Origin of the sequence: Mycobacterium sp. ACS4331 (assembly GCF_001667265.1) — a bacterium.
Lineage (GTDB): Bacteria > Actinomycetota > Actinomycetes > Mycobacteriales > Mycobacteriaceae > Mycobacterium.
On the sequence record NZ_LZHW01000013.1, the window covers coordinates 190,243 to 207,937 of the forward strand.

A 17,695-nucleotide genomic window follows, 5' to 3' on the forward strand; every position below is an offset into this window, starting at 1 on the left:
AGCTATCAATAGCGTCAATCTAAGTACTTCCACATATGGAGCAGGCGCCCTACGGTCGAAACCATGGACGTTGTGATCTGCAGCCCGATCCGCACCCCCGTCGGCCGAATGGGCGGGGCTCTCGCGAGTCTGACGGCGGCGGAGCTGGCCACGACCGCGCTGCGCGAACTGGTGGCCCGCACCGGTCTGGGCGAGAACGACGTCGACGACGTCATCCTGGGCAACGGTTATGCCAGCGGTGAGGCCCCCGCCCTCGGGCGCATCGCGGCACTCGACGCCGGCCTCGGCACGGCCGTGCCCGGACTGCAGATCGACCGCCGCTGCGGTTCGGGCCTGCAGGCGGTGCTCTACGCCGCGGGCCAGGTGGCCACCGGAGCGGCCCGGGTGATCGTCGCAGGCGGCGCCGAGTCGATGTCCAACGTCGAGCACTACGCCCTCGGCCTGCGCACCGGCGTGCGCCAAGGTGGCGTCGCGCTGCTGGACCGGCTGGATCGGGCCCGCGAAACCGCAGGCGGGACAACGCATCCCATCGCCGGCGGGATGATCGAAACCGCCGAGAACCTGCGCCGTGAGTACGGCATCGACCGCGCCGAGCAGGACGAACTCGCGGTGCGCTCCCACCACCGTGCGGTGGCCGCGCACGAGGCCGGCCGCTTCGCCGACGAGATGATCCCCATCACCGTTGCCGGCCCGCGCGGTGCGCCCGACGTCGTCGTGGATCGTGACGAACACCCGCGCGCCGACATCAGCACGGAGCGGCTGGGGCGGCTGCGCGCGATCCGCGCCAGCGTCGACCCCGAATCCACGGTCACCGCGGGCAACGCCTCGGGGCAGAACGACGGCGCCGCGCTGTGCGTGGTCACCACCAGGGCCGAGGCCGACCGCCGGGGCCTGGTCCCGATGCTGGCCCTGCGCTCGTGGGCGGTGTCGGGGTGTGCCCCCGAGCGCATGGGCATCGGCCCGGTCGGTGCCACCGCGGCCGCGCTGGACCGGGCGGGGCTGGGCCTGGACGACATCGACCTGATCGAACTCAACGAAGCCTTCGCCGCCCAGGTCCTCGCCGTGCTGGCGGAGTGGAAGCTCGACCCAGAAGACGACAGGCTCAACCCCAACGGGTCCGGAATCTCCCTGGGGCACCCCATCGGCGCCACCGGGGCCCGCATCCTGGCCACCGCCGCATACGAGGCGCACCGCCGCGATGCCCGCCATGTGCTGGAGACCATGTGCGTCGGCGGTGGGCAGGGCCTGGCCGCGGTCTTCGAGGTCGTCCGATGAGCGCCGCCGAGGTGCACGCCGTCGTGACCGGCCGGGCGGACGGGCCCGTCGTCGTCCTGGCCAACTCGCTGGGCGCGACCCATCACATGTGGGATGCCCAACTCGACATGCTCAACGAACGGTTTCGGGTGGTGCGCTATGACACCCGCGGCCACGGCGCATCCCCGGTCCCCGACGGGCCCTACTCGATCGACGACCTGGCCGACGACGTCGTCGGCCTGCTCGACCGGCTCGGCGTCGAACGCGCGCACCTGGTCGGGTTGTCGCTGGGCGGTATGACGGCCATGCGCGTGGCCGCCCGCAATCCCGAACGCGTCGATCGCATGGTTGTGCTGTGCACCGCCGCATACCTGCCGCCCGCGCACGGCTGGTCACAGCGCGCCGCGACGGTGCGCGCCGACGGGGCGGGCGCGGTGGCCGAGGCCGTGGTGCAGCGTTGGTTCAGCCAGGACTTCGACGGCGCCCTAACTTACTGGCGCGACATGGTGGCCGGCACACCGGCCGAAGGCTACGCCGCCTGCTGTGAGGCCATCGCCGAACTCGACCTGCGCCAAGACCTTTCGGCCATCACCGCCCCCACCCTGGCCATCGCCGGGGCCGACGACCCCGCAACCCCGCCCGCTCGACTCGAAGAGATCGTCGCCGCGGTTCCCGGCTCCCGGCTGCTGGTGGTCGAGCACGCCGCGCACCTGGCCAACGCCGAACAACCCGGCGTCGTCACCGCCGCACTGATCGAACACCTGGAGCACTCATGACACTGAACAAGGTCGTCGGCTCGGTCGCTGAGGCGGTCTCCGACATTCCCGATGGGGCCAGCCTGGCCGTGGGGGGGTTCGGCCTGGCCGGGATCCCATGGTTCCTCATCGAGGCACTGCTTGAGCAGGGCGCAACCGATCTGACCATCGTCAGCAACAACTGCGGTGTCGACGGCGCAGGCCTGGGCCTGCTGCTCGAAGCGCGCCGGATCAGCAGGGTCATCGCGTCCTATGTGGGGGAGAACCGGGAGTTCGCCCGGCAGTATCTGGCCGGGGAACTGACCGTCGAACTCACCCCGCAGGGCACGCTCGCCGAACGACTGCGCGCGGGCGGCAGCGGTGTCGGCGCGTTCTTCACCCCCACCGGCGTGGGCACCCTTGTGGCCGAAGGCGGTCTGCCGTGGCGCTACCACTCCGACGGGTCCGTCGCGCTGGCCTCGCCGCCCAAGGAGGTGCGCAGCTTCGGCGGCCGCGAGATGCTGCTCGAGGAGGCGATCGTCACCGACTATGCGCTGGTTCGCGCCGCGGTGGCCGACACCGCCGGCAACTGCGTATTCCACGCCGCGGCACGCAATTTCAACCCGCCCGCCGCGATGGCGGGCCGGGTGACGGTGGTCGAGGCCGAGCGCGTCGTCGACGTCGGTGCCCTGCATCCCGACGAGATCCACCTGCCCGGCATCTTCGTGCAGCGCGTGCACGAACTGACGCCCGAACAGGCCGCCCGTAAGGGCATCGAGAAGCTGACCACCCGCCGACGTGAGGAGTCCACGAAATGAGCTGGACACGGGAGGAGATGGCCGCGCGTGCGGCCGCCGAACTGAAGGACGGCGACTACGTCAACCTCGGCATCGGGCTGCCGACACTGATCCCCGATCACCTGCCCGCGGACTCGGCCGTCACACTGCATGCCGAGAACGGCATCCTGGGCGTCGGACCGTTCCCCTATGAGGACGAGGTGGATCCCGATCTGGTGAACGCCGGCAAGCAGACGGTGTCGGTGGTCAGGGGTGCCTCGTTCTTCGACTCGGCGACGAGTTTCGCCATGATCCGCGGCGGCCACGTCGATGTGGCGGTGCTGGGCGGCATGCAGGTGGCCGGCACCGGTGACCTGGCGAACTGGATGGTGCCGGGCTCGATGGTCAAGGGCATGGGCGGGGCCATGGACCTGGTCAGCGGCGCGGGCCGGGTCATCGTGCTGATGGACCATGTCACCAAAACCGGTGGCGCGAAACTGGTTTCGGCCTGCGATCTGCCGCTGACCGGGAAAGCCGTGGTGAGCCGGGTGATCACCGATCTCGGTGTCTTCGACGTCACCGGGTCCGGTTTCCGCGTCGTGGAACTCGCGCCCGGTGTGGACTACGACGACGTGGTGGTCCAGACCGCCGCGCCGATGGTCGACGGGCGGGTGCTGACGGCGGCAGGCTAGCCTGCGGCGCTGGGCAGCAGTGCCGGGCAGCGGCCCAGCGCGTCGGTGGCCAACTCGAAGTGCCACGACTCGTTGGCGTAGATCCGGCACAGCCCGAACCGCGGCCCGTTGGCCATGAGCCACTCATCGGCCCCGAGACCACCCACGTCGACCGCCTGGCCCAGCACATGCTTGGAGCCGGTCGGGGTCTGGACGTACTGGCGTGCCGCGGCGTAACTGCCGTAGGTGGCCACCGCGTCGTCGAGCAGCTGCTGCTGGAACTCGGGCGTGCGCCATCCCGAGGTGACGGTCATGGTGATTCCCTCGGCGGCCGCGGCGCTCGCAGCGTTCTGAAGGGCGGTCAGCAGCGCCGGGTCGAGGTGGCCGACCGCGGGATCACTGACATCGAACGGGGAGATCGCCACCACACCGGCATCGGCGATCGCGGTCGGCGCGCACACTCCGACACCGATCGCCGCCACGACACCGGCGGCCAGCGGCAGACGTTGGGCGAACACGCTGTCAGACTCCTCTGCTCCCGTCCCGTGGCCACCTTACGTCAGCGGCGCACCGCGGCCAGTTCGGACCGGGAGCGCACCCCGAGCTTCGCGTACACCCGGGTCAGGTGATACTGCACGGTCTTGGTCGACACATAGAGTTCGGCGGCCACCTCGCGGTTTGACAATCCCTGCGCCACCAACGCGGTCACGGCCTCCTCCTGCGGGGTCAGTTGGACGCTGTCGCGTGACCCGCGCTGCTGGTGCAGTCCGCCGGCTTTGAGCTCGCGGTCGCAGCGCGCCACATAGGTGTGCGCACCCAGCGACAGATAGAGGTCGCGAGCGGTGCTGATCACGGCGTCGGCGTCGCGCCGCTTTCCGGCCCGGCGCAGGGTCTGCCCGTAGGCGAAGTTGACCCGCGCCAGGTCGTAGCGCAGGGGCAGCCCCTCGAGGAGACGCAGCGACTCGTCGAATGACGCACGGGCCGCCGCCACATCACCTTGTGCACCGAGCAGTCTGCCCCGCGCATACCCGAGTCGCGCCATCGCGGAGCGGTGGCCGCGGGCCCGCGCCCGCTGTTCGTGCGGACGAAGGAACGCGTCGGCCTCGGTCAGGTGACCGTCGACCACCAGGGCGTTGGCCAGAACATCGGGCCAGGGCCAGTGACCCGGCTCGGTCAGCGAGGTGCCGTCGGCCATGCGTACCAGCGGTGTCAGGGTCTCGCGGACCCTGGCGTAATCGGCCTCGGCTTCGGCGATCGCAGCGCGCGCCAACACGACCGGGATCCGCATCATCGCATAGTCGTGGGTCACCGCATCGGCGGCCTGCACCGCGCGCTCGGCCTCAGTCCAGTCTCCGCGCAGCGCGTGGACATTGGCGGCGGTCCACTCCAACAGCGGTGTGACGACGGTGATTCCGCTCTGCTGTGCCGCAACGCGGCCCGCCGCCACGGTGGCCAGGGCATCGTCCCACTCGCCGGTGACGAACTGCGCCCGGGCCAGCCAGGCGTTGGCCCACAGTGTGATGCGGGTGGACCCACCGAGATTGGCTGTGGCGACTGCACTTTCGAGGCTGGCGCGAGCGCCGTCGACGTCGTCGCGAATCAGCTGCAGCCAGCCGCGCCCCATCGTCACGCGCTGCGCCTGCGCCCCGTGCCGCAGCCGGGCGGTGAGCTGTTCGTAGGCCTGGGTCGCCGAGATCGGATGTCCCGCTGCGGCAAGTCCGAGACCACGGATCGCCGCGGACTCGATCGCGGCCGGGGAGTCCTGGTCGGCGAGTTCGGCCGCCCTGTCCGCCCAGAGCACCAACTCGTCGCCGCGGCACCGCATCAGGTGGTGCAGCACATGGCGTTGTGCGATCAGTGCGGCCGTCGCCGGATTCCGCTTGACGTTGACGATGTCCCAGGCCCGCCGCAGCCTGACGTCGGCTTCGGCGGCCCGGCCACGCAACAGCGCCAGGTAGCCCAGGACCGCGTTGCGCAGCGGTGTCTCGCGCATGCTCTCCACCGTGGGCACCATGGCCGCCGCCGCTCCGCAGTCGCCTGCGGCGACCAGTGCGTCGACTGCCAGCGTGAGCCGCTCGTCCCGGGTCAGTGGGTCGGGGGTGAGCCTGCTCGCGTCCCGGAACAGTTCGGCGGCCTGCGCCCAGGCCCCGTCGCGGCCCCGCGCCCAGGCCAGGGCGTCGACCTCGTCGGCCAGGTCCGGGTCGGGAAACGGCGAGGCGGCCACGCGGTGCTGCAACCGTCGAATCGGATCGGTGACAATCGACGCGGCGCGGCGATGGGCCTCGGTCGTGGCCGCGATCCCCATCAGCTGAGCGAGTGCGGTCCGGGTCAGGGGATCGGTCAGCGTCGGCGCGAATGGTGTTGTGGCGTCGAGCAGTCCGGACCGCACCGCGGCATCGAGCGCCGGCAGTGGCTCGGCGACGGCGGCCAACTCGGTTGCCTCGGACAGGGTGGCGTGCGGACCCAGCACCGCGAATGCCTGCACCAGGGCCTGTCCGGGTGCGTCACAGCCGGCGAGCCGCTCGCGCACGGCGGCCAGTACGTGGGCAGGTGCCGGGAGCTCGGCGTCGGGTCGGGTCCACACCGCGGCGGGCGTCTCCTCGAGCAGGGCCAGCACGTCACGCGGATTGCCGCGGGTGTGCCGGGTCAATCGGTCGGCCGTCGTCGGATGCAGTGCCGTACCGCGGCGCCGGGCCAATTCCGCGACGTCGTCGCGGGACAGCCCGGTCAACCGGATCTCCCGGGTGCACACATCGGCGCACGGCCCGATATCGCCCGTCGCGCCGAGCACCATGAGCACCGGCACTTCGCGCTGATGCCGCACCAGCGTCGAAATCGCCTGCAGCGACTCGATGTCGGCGTAGTCGGCATCATCGATGACCAACAGTTGAGCGGGCACGCCGGTCAGGTGATCGACCAGACACGCCGCGGCGTCCACTGGGTCGGCGGGAACATCAGACTGCAGAAGTTGGGCGAGCACCCCGCCGGGCAGGTCGGTCTCCCACGGGGTCGCCGTGGCCCATCGGCCGGGATGTGTTGCGGCCAACTGTCGCAGCAGGGAGGTCTTGCCGATTCCCGATTCGCCGAACACCGCGACCACGACTGCGCCGCGCTCGGAGGTGCCGAGCAGCGCCGCGAGTTCGGCCAGATCGCGTTCGCGCCCGACGCATTCGGTCCGGCTCAGCACGCCTCACATGGTACGACGGGGTGAATCGGCCTTGTCGTCGATTCGGCGGCTCAGCCCAGATCGCCGCCGGCGACCGGCAGCACCGTCGCGGTGATGTAGGAGGCCTCGTCGGAGGCCAGGAAGCAGATGGCGGCGGCCTGTTCGTCGAGCGTGCCGTACCGCTTGAGCACAGACGAGTCGAGCGTCTGGTCGATGTGCGCCTGGAACCACTCCCTCTCGACCTCGCTGGACGGGGTCGGGGTTCCCCGTGAGATCCGCCGCGGCGGGGCCTCGGTTCCCCCGGGTGCCGTGGCCACCACCCGGATCCCGGCGTCGGCGTACTCGAGGGCCAGCGACGCGGTGACGGCGTTGACGCCGCCCTTGGCCGCCGAGTAGGGGACTCGGTGCACACCCCGGGTCGCCGCCGACGACACGTTGACGATGACGCCGCCGCCGGCTGTGACCATGGCCGGCAGTGCGGCCCGGCAGGTGTAGAGCGTGGTGAGCAGCGAGCGGTCGAGCTCGGCGCGGATCTCGGCATCGGTGAACTCGGTGAAGGGTTTGAAGTTGATCGCCCCGCCCACGTTGTTGATCAGCACGTCGATGCGGCCGAACGTCGAGAGTGCCTGCCGTATCAGGGAATCCGCACCCTCGTAGCGCTCGAGGTCGGCCTGCACCGCCAGGGTCCGCGGGCCGGAGCCGGCCAGTTCGTCGGCGAGTTCCTTGACCAGTTCGGAGCGGTCGGCGAGCACCAGCGTGCCGCCCTCGGCGCTGATCCGGCGCGCGGTGTGCTCGCCGATGCCCTGGGCCGCCCCAGTCACCACCACCACCTTGCCGGCGAACCGGCCCGGGCTGACGAATCTGGGCCGATGGGCGGCATGTGTTGCCGTGAGGTCGGACATCGCGCGCCGCATGGTCTGCTTCGCGCATTCCGAATGCGCGGCGATCAGCGCGCGTGCCTTCGCGCGGTCCTCGGCCTCGAAGGCCGTGACGATGTTGACGTGGTCCTGTGCGCACAGGGGGTGGCACCAGGTGGCGTGCCGGAGCGCCTCGCTCATCCGGCCCTTGACGTCGAGCGCCTGGTAGGCCTGCAGCAGGTGCTCGTTGCCGGTGAGGGTGAACAGGTGCTCGTGGAAGGCCGCATTGGTCTCGGTGTACTTCGCGGCGTCGACGAACCGGTCCCCGTCGACATAGGGCAGTGTCGCCTCCGCGAGCAGTCGGTAACCGGTCAGCTGGCTGCTCGTCAGCCGGCCCAGCGTCAGCTCGAGCGCGCCGAACTCAAGTGCTTGGCGGGCCTCGAACAGGGCGTCGGACTCGTGCACGTCCGGGTGCTCCTCGCCGATCTGATAGCCGTCGGCGGCGACCGCGACGGGCGCGGCGCGCTCCGGGGTGACGGTCGCGGCGGCCGCGAAGAGCTCCTGCCCGGCGATGCTGCGCGCCGTCTCCGCGGACTCCTCGACGCGCACCGTGTGCGGCCAGGGGCCCAGGGTGTGGTCCGGCAGCATCTCCTGGCCGCCGACGGCGCGCGCGTCGCGGGCGAGGAGCAGTTCTTCGCCGACGGCCGTCCTGGTCTGCGGTTCGGCCTCCGGCTGAGGCTCCGCCGGGGATCCGCCGCGCGCCAACCCGAACTTCTCGAAGTAGAACCCGGTCGGGGTCACGTCGTTGTCGGCGAGGTGTTCACGCACGGCCTCCACCATGGGCGGTGGCCCGCACAGGTACACGGCGACGTCCCCGCCGTAGAGGTGTTCGGGCCGGATCAGGGCCGGAATCCGCACCTTGTTGACGGCGGTGCTGGCCGGATCGGACACGCAGTGATCCCAGGTGAATCCCGGTATCTCGGAACCGATGTCGCTGATCCGATCAATCTCCACCAGATCGGCGTCGGAGCTGACACCGTAGATGAGATGCGCGGTGCGGGTGCTGCCCTCCGCGCGCAGCTTGCCCAGCATCGACAGCACCGGGGCCAGTCCGGTGCCGCCGGCCAACATGAGGATCGGTCGCTCGGCCTCGCGCAGGAAGAACGAGCCATGGGGACCGGTGAAGCTGATCGCGTCCCCGACGGCGGCACGCTGGTCGAGGTAGTCCGACATCGCGCCGCCTGGGACGAGTTTGACCAGGAAGGTCAGCCGCGGTTCGTCGGGAGCGTTGGCGAACGAGTAGGACCGCGAGACGTCGGTGCCGGGCACCGCGATGTTCACGTACTGCCCAGGAAGAAAGGCCAATTCGGCGCGGGAGGGGATCTCGAGACTGAACCGCACGGTGGTCGATGACAGCCTGGTGACCTCGACCACGGTGCCGGTGTGGGTCTTCGCCGCGGTCTTGGCGACGTCGGACGTGCTCGCGATCTGCAGCACCAGGTCCGAGCGCGGCCTCATGCTGCACGGCAGAACGTATCCCCGTTCGGCCTCGTCGGGGGCCAGCGCGTCCTCGATGTAGGACCCGCCGTCGTAACTGCCCGACTCGCACAGTGCCTTACAGGTGCCGCACGCGCCGTCGCGGCAGTCCAGGGGGATGTTGATGCGCTGGCGGTACGAGGCGTCGGCGACGGTCTGGTCTGCGCGGCAGTTGATGAAGCGTGTCACACCGTCCTCGAAGGACAGTGCCACCGAGTAGGTTTCGGTGTCCGTTGGCACAGTCATGTCCAGATTCCTAGAAGTGGTAGACGTCGACCACATGGTGGATGTAGTCGTTCTTGAGCACCACCGTCTTTCGGCGGATCAGTGGCTGCTCACCGGAGAAGTCGATGGTGTAGAACGAGGTGCCGTAGTACGGGTCGACGGTCTTGTAGCGGAAGTACATGGTGTGCCAGTTGAAGCGCACATCGACCAGATCGCCGCGACGTTCGATCACCTCGACGTTGCTGATGTTGTGGCTGGTGCGGGGCTCGGGAAGCGATGTCGCCGACGAGCGTTCGGTGCGGATCCGGAAGACCCGGTCCTCCAGGCCGCCCTTGTTGGCGTAGTAGATGAGCGAGATGTCCCGCTGGGGGTCCTCGACCAGGCGGTCGTCGTCGGTCCAGGACGGCATCCAGTACACGACGTCGTCGGCGTAGCAGTCGAGCCATTTCTCGAACTCGCGGTCGTCGAGGTGACGGGCCTCGCGGTACAGGAACTGCTCGATCGCGTTCTGGGTGATGAGTGCGCTCGCCTGCTGCGGCTGCTCCAGGATGGTCATGTTCTACGTCCCGGTCTCGCGCGCGAGTGCCTCGCGCATGGTCTGCAGCCAGTAGCCGTGCTGCACGGGGTACAGGCCCTCGTCCTCGTTCTTCACGCCTGCGGACACGACGGCGTGCATGCCCAGCGATTCGGCCATCTCGTCGGGGCCCGAAAGCCAGTGCTGGGCACCGCGGCTCATGTCATTCCAGGGTGCGGACCGGGCCTGGAAGGTCAACTGACAGGACCGGAACTCCTCGAGATCGTCCGGTGTGGCCATACCCGAGGCGTTGAAGAAGTCCTCGTACTGGCGGATGCGGTGAGCCCGGGCCGCGTCGCTTTCGCCCTTGGGGGCGATGCAGTAGATGGTGACCTCGGTCTTGTCCGGCGCGATGGGGCGGAAGTGCCGGATCTGCGTCGAGAACTGGTCCATCAGATACACATTCGGATACACGCACAGGTTGCGCGACCCCTTGACCATGAAGTCGCCCTTGGCCTCGCCGAAGGTCTTCTTGAGTTCGTCGAGCCTGTCCCACAGCGGCCGGTCCTGTGGATTGCCGGCCCAGGTCCACAGGCACAGGTGCCCGTGTGGGAACGACCAGTAGCCGCCACCGGATCTGCCCCAGCTTCCGGCGTCCAGCGCCTTGGTGTCGTTCGTGGACTCACCGGTGCCCCGGCGACTGGTGGTGGCGGCGTAGTTCCAGTGCGTGGCGGTGACGTGGTAGCCGTCGGCGCCGTTCTCGGCCTGCACCTTCCAGTTGCCGTCGTAGGTGTAGGTCGACGAGCCGCGCAGCACCTCAAGACCCTCGGGTGACTGATCGACCAGCATGTCGATGACGGTCGTGGCGTCACCGAGGTGTTCGGTCAGCGGCAGCACGTCCTCGTTGAGGCTGGCGAACAGAAACCCCCGGTACCCCTCGAACCGGGCGACCCTGGTCATGTTGTGCGAACCGCCGGAGTTGAACGTGTCCGGGTACCCCGCGCCCTCGGGGTCTTTGACCTTCAGCAGGGTGCCGTCGTTGCGGAACGTCCACCCGTGGAACGGACACGTCAGCGTCGTACGGTTGTCGGTCTTGCGGCGGCAGATCATCGCGCCGCGGTGCGCGCACGCGTTGATGAGACAGTGCAGTTGTCCGTCGCGACCGCGGGTGATCACCACGGGTTGGCGGCCGACGTACGTGGTGAAGTAATCGCCGGGGTTGGGCAGTTGGCTCTCGTGGGCGAGGTAAACCCAGTTCCCCTCGAAGATGTGTTTCATCTCCAGTTCGAAGATCTCCTCGTCGGTGAAAATGCGGCGGTTGGTGCGGAACACGCCGGCTTCCGGGTCGTCGATCACAGCGTCGGCCAGGACGTCGGCCACGTGCGCGGGCGAAACGATCGAAGCGGTCATGGGGGCCTCCAACTCAGGCTGGTCAGCGGGGTCTTGTGTGCTCTGTCATGCACTGTCACAGGAAGTGGCCACCGTCACACTAGGCATATTCCCAGTCCTGACCTGGACCCAGATTGATCAATGAACACGATCAATAGCCGGTAAATAAGTCCTTGTTCTGTATTGATCGCGGTCCTACCGTCGTATGTGCCACCGATCACATCCGGCCCGATGAAGGGAGCGGCACACATGGAGCTGCGACACCTGCGCTACTTCGCCGCCGTCGCCGACACCTGCCATTTCGGCCGGGCCGCCGAGCAGCTGCATGTGGCCCAGCCGGCCCTGTCCTACGCGATCCGCCAGCTCGAGGCCGAACTGGATGTCACGCTGTTCACCCGCACCACGCGGCAGGTGGCGTTGACACCGGCCGGTGAGTACCTGCGCGCCGAGGCCACCAGGATCCTGTCCGGGGTCGACGACGCCGAACGCGGGGTGCGCCGGATCGCCGCCGGGCGGAGCGGACTGCTGAGAATGGGCCTGACCGGCACCGCGGCCTTCTCCCACCTGCCGCGCATCGCCCGGGTGCTCACACGCGAACTTCCCGGGGTGGCCCTCGAGATCCAGGCCGACGTGCTCACTCCGGATCAGTGCGACCGACTCCGCAGTGGCGCCTTGGATCTGAGCGTGTTGCGGCCACCGGCCACGGGTGAGGGCATCGCACTGCTCACCATCGACGTCGAAAACCTGGTGCTGGCCGTCTCGGTGGACCACCGGCTGGCCGTCGAACCCGTCGTCTCACTGACCGACCTGCGCAGCGAGCCGTTCGTCGCGTACTCGAGTCGCCACTCCGCGGTCAACGACGCGGTGCTGCGCAGTTGCCGCCGCGCCGGGTTCATGCCGCACCGCGAGCATCTGGCACCCGGTACGGGTGTGCTTCTGGCCCTGGTCGCAGCCGGACTCGGCGTGGCGGTGGTCCCCGAGTCGGTGCGTGCCGTGCCGCTGCAGGGTGTGGTCTTCCGCGATCTGGTGGACGCCGAATCCATGGAACTGTCGCTGGCCTGGCGCCGCGACGCCGACAACCCCGTGCTCGACGCCGCCGTGGCCGTGCTGAGCACCGCGCTGGTCAAGGAGAACTCATGAAAATCACTGCTGTAGAGGCGATTCCGTTCTCCATTCCCTACTCCAAGCCGCTCAAGTTCGCCTCGGGTGAGGTGTACGCCGCCGAGCACGTGTTGGTCCGCGTGCACACCGACGACGGCGTCGTGGGCGTCGCTGAGGCCCCGCCGAGGCCCTTCACCTACGGCGAGACCCAGGCCGGCATCCTCGCCGTCATCTCGGGAATCTTCGCCCCGCAGATCGTGGGATTGAGGCTCACCGAACGCGAAGTGGTCAACGCCCGGCTGGCCCGCACCGTGGGCAACCCGACCGCCAAGGCCGCCGTCGACATGGCCATCTGGGATGCCCTCGGACGCACGCTGGAGATGCCGGTCAGCGACCTGCTCGGCGGCTTCACCGATCGCATGAGGGTCAGCCACATGCTGGGTTTCGAGGAACCAGCGGCCATGGTGGCCGAAGCCGAACGGATGCGGGACACCTACGGCATCAGCACGTTCAAGGTCAAAGTCGGCCGTCGGCCGGTGGCGCTGGACACCTCGGTGGTGCGCGCGTTGCGAGACCGATTCGGCTCTACCGTAGAGCTTTACATCGACGGCAACCGCGGCTGGACAGCGGCCGAGTCGCTGCGCGCGATGAACGAGATGGCCGACCTGGACCTGTTGTTCGCCGAGGAGCTGTGTCCGGCCGACGACGTGCTCGGGCGGCGCTGGCTGGTCGGCCGGCTCGACGTCCCGTTCATCGCCGATGAGTCGGTGCCGACCCCCGCCGACGTGACGCGCGAGGTGCTCGGCGGCTCCGCCACCGCGATCAGCATCAAGACCGCGCGCACCGGCTTCACACAGTCCCAGCGAGTCCACCATCTGGCGGAGGGGCTGGGCATCGAGGTGGTCGTCGGCAACCAGATCGACGGCCAACTCGGCACGGCCTGCGCGGTCACCTTCGGAGCGGCGCACCCGCTGACGGCGAGACGGGCGGGGGAGCTGTCCAACTTCCTCGACATGTCAGACGACCTGCTCGCCGAACCGCTTCGGATCCGCGACGGCCATCTGCAGACTCCGTCCGGCTTCGGGCTCGGTGTGGACATCGACCCCGAGAAGCTCGCTCGGTACCGGTCCGACATCTAGTCCGAACCCCACCCATTCCCACCACATTTCAGGAGAGAACACCATGACCGCATCCACCGTTCCCGTACAGGCCAGCGCCGCCGCATCCGGTGCATCCGCGACCGAACGCTTCCACACCGACAAGGCCGCCTTCGACGCGGTCAAGGGCACCGCGCCCGAACGTGTCGATGTGCTGGCCCGCGAGGTGTTGGCCGCCGTGCACGACACGATCCGCCGGCATCGCGTCACCTACGACGAGTACAACGCGCTGAAGGCGTGGCTGATCAGCGTGGGCCAGGACGGGGAGTGGCCCCTGTTCCTCGACGTCTGGCTCGAGCACGTCGTCGAGGAGGTCGCCACCGACCACCGTCGGGGGAACAAGGGCAGCATCGAAGGCCCGTACTACGTGCCGAACTCACCCGAACGCGGCGCCATGGGCACCATGCCGATGCGGCGGAACGAGGCCGGGACGCCACTGGTGTGGGACGGTCGCATCAGCTCCACCGACGGCCGACCGCTGGCCGGAAAGATCGAACTCTGGCATGCGGACGCCGACGGCTTCTACTCGCAGTTCGCGCCGGGACTTCCGGAGTGGAATCTGCGGGGCACGTTCTCCACCGGACCCGACGGCACCTTCCAGATCGCCACGGTGCGTCCGGCGCCCTACCAGATCCCCACCGACGGGTCGTGCGGCAAGTTGATCGCCGCCGCCGGCTGGCATGCCTGGCGGCCGGCGCACCTGCACGTCAAGGTGTCCGCGCCGGGGCACGAAACGCTCACCGCCCAGCTGTACTTCCCCGGTGACGCGCACAACGACGACGACATCGCCAGCGCCGTCAAGCCCGAGCTGGTGCTGGCGCCCGTCACGCAGCCCGACGGAGTCCAGAAGGTCGACTACGGTTTCGTCCTCGACCCGGTGGTCGGCTGATGCTGTTCTGCGTTCGCATGGACGTGCACCTGCCGGCCGATCTCGCCCCGGATGAGCGTGCCGAGATCCTGGCCCGGGAGAAGGCCTACTCACAGCGCCTGCAGCACGACGGAAAATGGCCGCACATCTGGCGTGTGGTCGGCGAGTACGCCAATTACTCGATCTTCGACGTCGATTCGAACGACGAACTGCACACGATGCTTTCGGAGCTGCCGTTGTTCGGCTACATGGACATCGAGGTCACGCCGCTGGCCACCCATCCCTCCGACATCCACGCGCCACCGCGCTAGCGTCGGCGCCCGGTATCGGTGTGCCGTGCCGCCCACCGGCCTGACCTCGGTACCGTACGAGGGTGACCGAACGCCGCCTGCTCCTCGTCAACGGGCCCAACCTGAACCTGCTGGGCACCCGTCAGCCCGAGATCTACGGCACCACCACGCTGGTGCAGATCGAGCAGCTGACCTCCGATGCCGCCGCCGAGCACGGCTTCGTGGTTCGCGCGGTGCACAGCAACCACGAGGGTGCGTTGATCGACGCCATCCAGATGGCCCGCAAGGACTGTCTGGGCATCATCATCAACCCGGCCGCCTACAGCCACACCTCGGTGGCCATCGCCGACGCGCTGACCGCCGCCGAACTGCCGGTCGTGGAGGTGCACCTGAGCAACATCCACCGCCGCGAAGAGTTCCGGCACCACTCCTACGTCTCGACCGTCGCCGAGGTGGTGATCGCCGGCGCCGGTCCGCTGGGTTACCGGTTCGCGGTGGACTGGCTGACTGAGAGGCTCTCGAAGTGATCGACGCTCCGCCGCCGGCAGTGCGCTGGGCCGGGTTCATCGTGCTGGCCGAAGGCATCCTGATGCTGATCGTGGCCGCCATCCTGGTGGTGCGCGCGGTCCTGGGGGCCGATCAGCACATCGTCAGCGGGTACGGCACCGCCATCTGGTTCCTGTTGGTCGGCGCCGGAGTGACGGCCGGTGGGTGGGCGCTGGTCACCGAGCGGCGATGGGGCCGCGGTATCGCGGTCTTCATCAACCTGCTGCTGCTGCCGGTGGCCTGGTACATCTACAGCTCGCACCAGCTCACCTATGCCGTTCCGGTGGCGCTCGTCGCGCTCGTGGTGCTCGGGCTGCTGTTCAGTCCCTCTGCCGTGCAGTGGGTTTCGCGGCGAGATTGACTCAGGGCTGATCCTGGACCGGCTCGCCGGCCAGCGCGGTCAGGTTCAGCCCCGACACGCGATAGGTGGTCCACTCGTCCATGGGCAGGCCGCCGACGCCGTCGTAGAGCGCGATCGCGTTGACATTCCAGTTCAGCACCGCCCAGGACAGCCTCGAGTAACCGCGTTGCACGCACACGCGGGCCAGCGTCACCAGCAGGTCCCGGGCCAGGCCCCGCCGTCGGAACTCGGGACGCACGAACAGGTCCTCGAGGTAGATGCCGCCCACGCCGTCCCAGGTGGAGAAGTTCACGAACCACACCGCGACGGCCGCGGGGGCGCCGTCGACCTCGGCGACGTGCGCGTACGCGATGGGATGGTCGCCGAACAGGGCGGTGCGCATCTGCTCCTCGGTGACGGTCGCCTCGTGGGCGGCCTTCTCGAACTCGGCCAACTCGTGGACCATCGCGGTGATGGCGGCCTCGTCGCCGGGGCGGGCCGGCCGAATGTGCTGTGTCATGGTGTCGCTCCCAGTCCGGCCAAGATCGTCTTGAACTTCGTCGTGGTCTCGGCGACCTCGTCGTCGGGATCGGACTCTGCGACGATGCCCCCACCGGAGTGCGCCGTGGCCGTCCGGCCGTCCGCCGACAGCTGCGCGCATCTGATCGACACCACCCACCGACCGTCACCGCGGGCGTCGCACCAGCCGACGGCTCCAGCATAGAACCCGCGGTCGCCCTCGAGGTCGGCGATCAGTGTCTTGGCGGCGGCGGTCGGAACTCCGCCGACGGCCGGGGTCGGCTGCAGTGCGAGCGCCAGATCCATTGCCGTGGTCCTGCTTTCGCGCAACCGCCCGGAGATCGGGGTGTTCAGATGCCACAGCGCGTCGGTGTGATGCAGTTCGGGTTCGGCCGCGATGTCCAAGTCGACGCACAGGGGTTCGAGCGCGGCACGCATGACGTCGATCACGAGTTGATGCTCGTGCCGGTTCTTCGCCGACTCCGCGAGCGCCCTACCGTTGGCGCGGTCGACGTCGGGATCGGCAGAGCGTGGCGCCGAACCCGCGAACGGCCGGCACGTCACCCGGTCGCCGTCGCGCGCCACCAGCAGCTCGGGGCTCGCACCCACCAGTGTCGTGCCCGCGTGGGCGCCCCCGGCGGGGGACAGGTCGACCAGGTAGGCGTAGGCGCCCGGGTCGGCGTCGTGCAGGCGGCGCAGCACCGTCGGGGCGTCCCACGGCGCGTCGGCGCTGATCCGCAGCGCGCGGGCCAGCACCACCTTGTGCAGTTCGCTGCCGGGGGCGCCCAGTCGCGCGATCGCGGCCGCCACCCGCTCCCGGTGGACGGCCGGACTCGGTTGCGGCACAAGGCCTGTGACGTGGGGCAGGACCACGCTCGGCCAGCACGGCAGGGCGTCGATCCGCGAGAGCGTCTCGGGTTGGTGCAGCGCGGCGGGACCGGCGGTGTCGAACGGCAGCGCGCCCACCACGATCGGCACATCGCCGGAGCCCAGCGCGTGCTGGGCCGCGCCGATCTCGGAGAACGGGGTGCGCACTCCGGAACCGACGACGGTGCCTGCGGGCCCGCTCAGGACGAATGACGGAGCTGTCACGGTGTCTCGGGGTTCTCACGGTGGGCGGTCAACCCCAGCGATTTGAGCTGACGCAGGCCGTAGTCGAAGCCGCACACCGCCAGTGACGCCGGACCGAAGCCGTACCGCGCACCCTCGGACAGTGGTTGTTCGACCCATCGCGTCACGATCGACCGGGAGAAGTGGCCGTGACCGACGAACACCACATCGCGTTCGCGCATGGTGTCCAGCGCGAGTTCGATCGCCGCGTCGGCGCGCCGGCTCACCTCGGCCACCGATTCGCCGCCGGGGCAGCCGTGCGTCCACAGCAGCCATCCCGGGGCCTGCGTGCGGATGTCGTGCGTCGTGCGGCCCTCGTAGTCGCCGTAGTCCCATTCGGCGAGTCCGGGCAGAACCTCGGCGACCGTCAGACCCGCCAGTTCGGCGGTGGCCAGCGCGCGACGCCGCGGGCTGGAGAACACCACGGCCTCCTCGAGCCCCAGGTGCGCGACCGCCAGCGCCGCCAATCGGGCCTGCTCACGCCCGTACTCGGTGAGGTCGAGATCTGTCGTGCTGGTGTGCTGCCCAGACTTCGACCATTCGGTCTCCCCGTGGCGCAACAGGACCAGCCGATGCTCACCGACACTCACGAGTGACGATTCTGCCCGACGCCGTCGAGGCCGCGCCGTCGAGTCGTCCGGG

At 69.2% G+C, this 17,695-nt stretch carries 18 protein-coding genes; 10 read left to right on the plus strand and 8 right to left on the minus strand.

The features are described from left to right. Positions 1-63: 63 nt before the first annotated feature. Genes A5727_RS04615 through A5727_RS04630 form a run of 4 tightly spaced genes read left to right on the plus strand, consistent with a single transcriptional unit; the run spans position 64 to position 3,456 of the window. Positions 64-1,275, plus strand: a complete 1,212-nt coding sequence (locus A5727_RS04615; RefSeq protein ID WP_068245192.1) for an acetyl-CoA C-acetyltransferase — start codon at positions 64-66, stop codon at positions 1,273-1,275. Continuing rightward, positions 1,272-2,030 (plus strand): 3-oxoadipate enol-lactonase, encoded by a 759-nt coding sequence (pcaD, locus tag A5727_RS04620; protein WP_068245195.1) that lies wholly within the window; start codon positions 1,272-1,274, stop codon positions 2,028-2,030. The genes A5727_RS04615 and pcaD overlap by 4 nt, the downstream gene beginning before the upstream one ends. Further along, positions 2,027-2,806, plus strand: a complete 780-nt coding sequence (locus A5727_RS04625) for a CoA transferase subunit A (RefSeq protein ID WP_068245198.1) — start codon at positions 2,027-2,029, stop codon at positions 2,804-2,806. Before pcaD ends, A5727_RS04625 begins: the two co-directional genes overlap by 4 nt. Next, the gene (locus A5727_RS04630) at positions 2,803-3,456 is read left to right on the plus strand and encodes a 3-oxoacid CoA-transferase subunit B (protein WP_068245201.1); all 654 of its coding nucleotides are present in this window, start codon (positions 2,803-2,805) and stop codon (positions 3,454-3,456) included. The genes A5727_RS04625 and A5727_RS04630 overlap by 4 nt, the downstream gene beginning before the upstream one ends. Here A5727_RS04630 and A5727_RS04635 read toward each other — a convergent pair. The 5 genes from A5727_RS04635 to benA form a co-directional block, all read right to left on the minus strand. Beyond that, a complete protein-coding gene (locus tag A5727_RS04635) occupies positions 3,453-3,908 on the minus strand; it encodes a M15 family metallopeptidase (RefSeq protein WP_502687654.1) in 456 nt (151 codons plus the stop codon). The two genes, A5727_RS04630 and A5727_RS04635, sit on opposite strands and share 4 nt — an antisense overlap. Before the next feature lie 86 nt (positions 3,909-3,994). After that, complete coding sequence (locus A5727_RS04640; RefSeq protein WP_068245370.1) at positions 3,995-6,619, minus strand: helix-turn-helix transcriptional regulator; 2,625 nt, start codon at positions 6,617-6,619, stop codon at positions 3,995-3,997. A gap of 53 nt (positions 6,620-6,672) precedes the next feature. Next, positions 6,673-9,240, minus strand: a complete 2,568-nt coding sequence (benC, locus tag A5727_RS04645) for a benzoate 1,2-dioxygenase electron transfer component BenC (RefSeq protein ID WP_068245204.1) — start codon at positions 9,238-9,240, stop codon at positions 6,673-6,675. Between the two features lie 10 nt (positions 9,241-9,250). Beyond that, a complete protein-coding gene (gene benB, locus A5727_RS04650; protein WP_068245207.1) occupies positions 9,251-9,775 on the minus strand; it encodes a benzoate 1,2-dioxygenase small subunit in 525 nt (174 codons plus the stop codon). 3 nt (positions 9,776-9,778) lie between these two features. Further along, positions 9,779-11,143: a benzoate 1,2-dioxygenase large subunit gene (benA, locus tag A5727_RS04655; RefSeq protein ID WP_068245211.1), complete on the minus strand. Its 1,365-nt coding sequence runs from the start codon at positions 11,141-11,143 to the stop codon at positions 9,779-9,781. Between the two features lie 228 nt (positions 11,144-11,371). Here benA and A5727_RS04660 point away from each other — a divergent pair, with 228 nt between their 5' ends. The 6 genes from A5727_RS04660 to A5727_RS04685 all read left to right on the plus strand — a co-directional run bounded on the left by A5727_RS04660 (position 11,372) and on the right by A5727_RS04685 (position 15,445). Then, positions 11,372-12,262 (plus strand): LysR substrate-binding domain-containing protein, encoded by an 891-nt coding sequence (locus A5727_RS04660; RefSeq protein ID WP_068245214.1) that lies wholly within the window; start codon positions 11,372-11,374, stop codon positions 12,260-12,262. After that, a complete protein-coding gene (locus tag A5727_RS04665; protein WP_068245217.1) occupies positions 12,259-13,362 on the plus strand; it encodes a mandelate racemase/muconate lactonizing enzyme family protein in 1,104 nt (367 codons plus the stop codon). Before A5727_RS04660 ends, A5727_RS04665 begins: the two co-directional genes overlap by 4 nt. A 43-nt stretch (positions 13,363-13,405) precedes the next feature. After that, positions 13,406-14,269, plus strand: a complete 864-nt coding sequence (gene catA, locus A5727_RS04670) for a catechol 1,2-dioxygenase (protein WP_068245220.1) — start codon at positions 13,406-13,408, stop codon at positions 14,267-14,269. Beyond that, on the plus strand, positions 14,269-14,559 hold the full coding sequence (catC, locus tag A5727_RS04675) for a muconolactone Delta-isomerase (protein ID WP_068245223.1): 291 nt from the start codon (positions 14,269-14,271) through the stop codon (positions 14,557-14,559). The genes catA and catC overlap by 1 nt, the downstream gene beginning before the upstream one ends. A 62-nt stretch (positions 14,560-14,621) precedes the next feature. Continuing rightward, on the plus strand, positions 14,622-15,065 hold the full coding sequence (gene aroQ / locus A5727_RS04680; RefSeq protein ID WP_068245226.1) for a type II 3-dehydroquinate dehydratase: 444 nt from the start codon (positions 14,622-14,624) through the stop codon (positions 15,063-15,065). A gap of 62 nt (positions 15,066-15,127) precedes the next feature. Beyond that, positions 15,128-15,445 (plus strand): hypothetical protein, encoded by a 318-nt coding sequence (locus tag A5727_RS04685; protein WP_502687655.1) that lies wholly within the window; start codon positions 15,128-15,130, stop codon positions 15,443-15,445. Between the two features lies 1 nt (position 15,446). On the opposite strand, the gene A5727_RS04690 is transcribed toward A5727_RS04685, so the two are convergent. The 3 genes from A5727_RS04690 to A5727_RS04700 are packed head-to-tail and all read right to left on the minus strand — an operon-like array spanning position 15,447 to position 17,643. Beyond that, entirely contained in the window at positions 15,447-15,944 is a 498-nt protein-coding gene (locus A5727_RS04690) for a GNAT family N-acetyltransferase (protein WP_068245229.1), read from the minus strand. After that, a complete protein-coding gene (locus A5727_RS04695) occupies positions 15,941-17,035 on the minus strand; it encodes an isochorismate synthase (RefSeq protein WP_068245232.1) in 1,095 nt (364 codons plus the stop codon). The genes A5727_RS04690 and A5727_RS04695 overlap by 4 nt, the downstream gene beginning before the upstream one ends. Then, a complete protein-coding gene (locus tag A5727_RS04700; RefSeq protein WP_068245236.1) occupies positions 17,032-17,643 on the minus strand; it encodes an acid phosphatase in 612 nt (203 codons plus the stop codon). Before A5727_RS04700 ends, A5727_RS04695 begins: the two co-directional genes overlap by 4 nt. Positions 17,644-17,695 lie beyond the last annotated feature (52 nt).

Bases quoted from the DNA above. Each gene is read 5' to 3' on its own strand.
- pcaD (WP_068245195.1), top strand. From the start codon at position 1,272: ATGAGCGCCGCCGAGGTGCACGCCGTCGTGACCGGCCGGGCGGACGGG.
- A5727_RS04665 (WP_068245217.1), top strand. From the start codon at position 12,259: ATGAAAATCACTGCTGTAGAGGCGATTCCGTTCTCCATTCCCTACTCC.
- A5727_RS04625 (WP_068245198.1), top strand. From the start codon at position 2,027: ATGACACTGAACAAGGTCGTCGGCTCGGTCGCTGAGGCGGTCTCCGAC.
- catA (WP_068245220.1), top strand. From the start codon at position 13,406: ATGACCGCATCCACCGTTCCCGTACAGGCCAGCGCCGCCGCATCCGGT.
- A5727_RS04685 (WP_502687655.1), top strand. From the start codon at position 15,128: ATGCTGATCGTGGCCGCCATCCTGGTGGTGCGCGCGGTCCTGGGGGCC.
- A5727_RS04690 (WP_068245229.1), bottom strand. From the start codon at position 15,944: ATGACACAGCACATTCGGCCGGCCCGCCCCGGCGACGAGGCCGCCATC.
- benA (WP_068245211.1), bottom strand. From the start codon at position 11,143: ATGACCGCTTCGATCGTTTCGCCCGCGCACGTGGCCGACGTCCTGGCC.
- A5727_RS04630 (WP_068245201.1), top strand. From the start codon at position 2,803: ATGAGCTGGACACGGGAGGAGATGGCCGCGCGTGCGGCCGCCGAACTG.
- benB (WP_068245207.1), bottom strand. From the start codon at position 9,775: ATGACCATCCTGGAGCAGCCGCAGCAGGCGAGCGCACTCATCACCCAG.
- benC (WP_068245204.1), bottom strand. From the start codon at position 9,240: ATGACTGTGCCAACGGACACCGAAACCTACTCGGTGGCACTGTCCTTC.
- A5727_RS04615 (WP_068245192.1), top strand. From the start codon at position 64: ATGGACGTTGTGATCTGCAGCCCGATCCGCACCCCCGTCGGCCGAATG.
- catC (WP_068245223.1), top strand. From the start codon at position 14,269: ATGCTGTTCTGCGTTCGCATGGACGTGCACCTGCCGGCCGATCTCGCC.
- A5727_RS04660 (WP_068245214.1), top strand. From the start codon at position 11,372: ATGGAGCTGCGACACCTGCGCTACTTCGCCGCCGTCGCCGACACCTGC.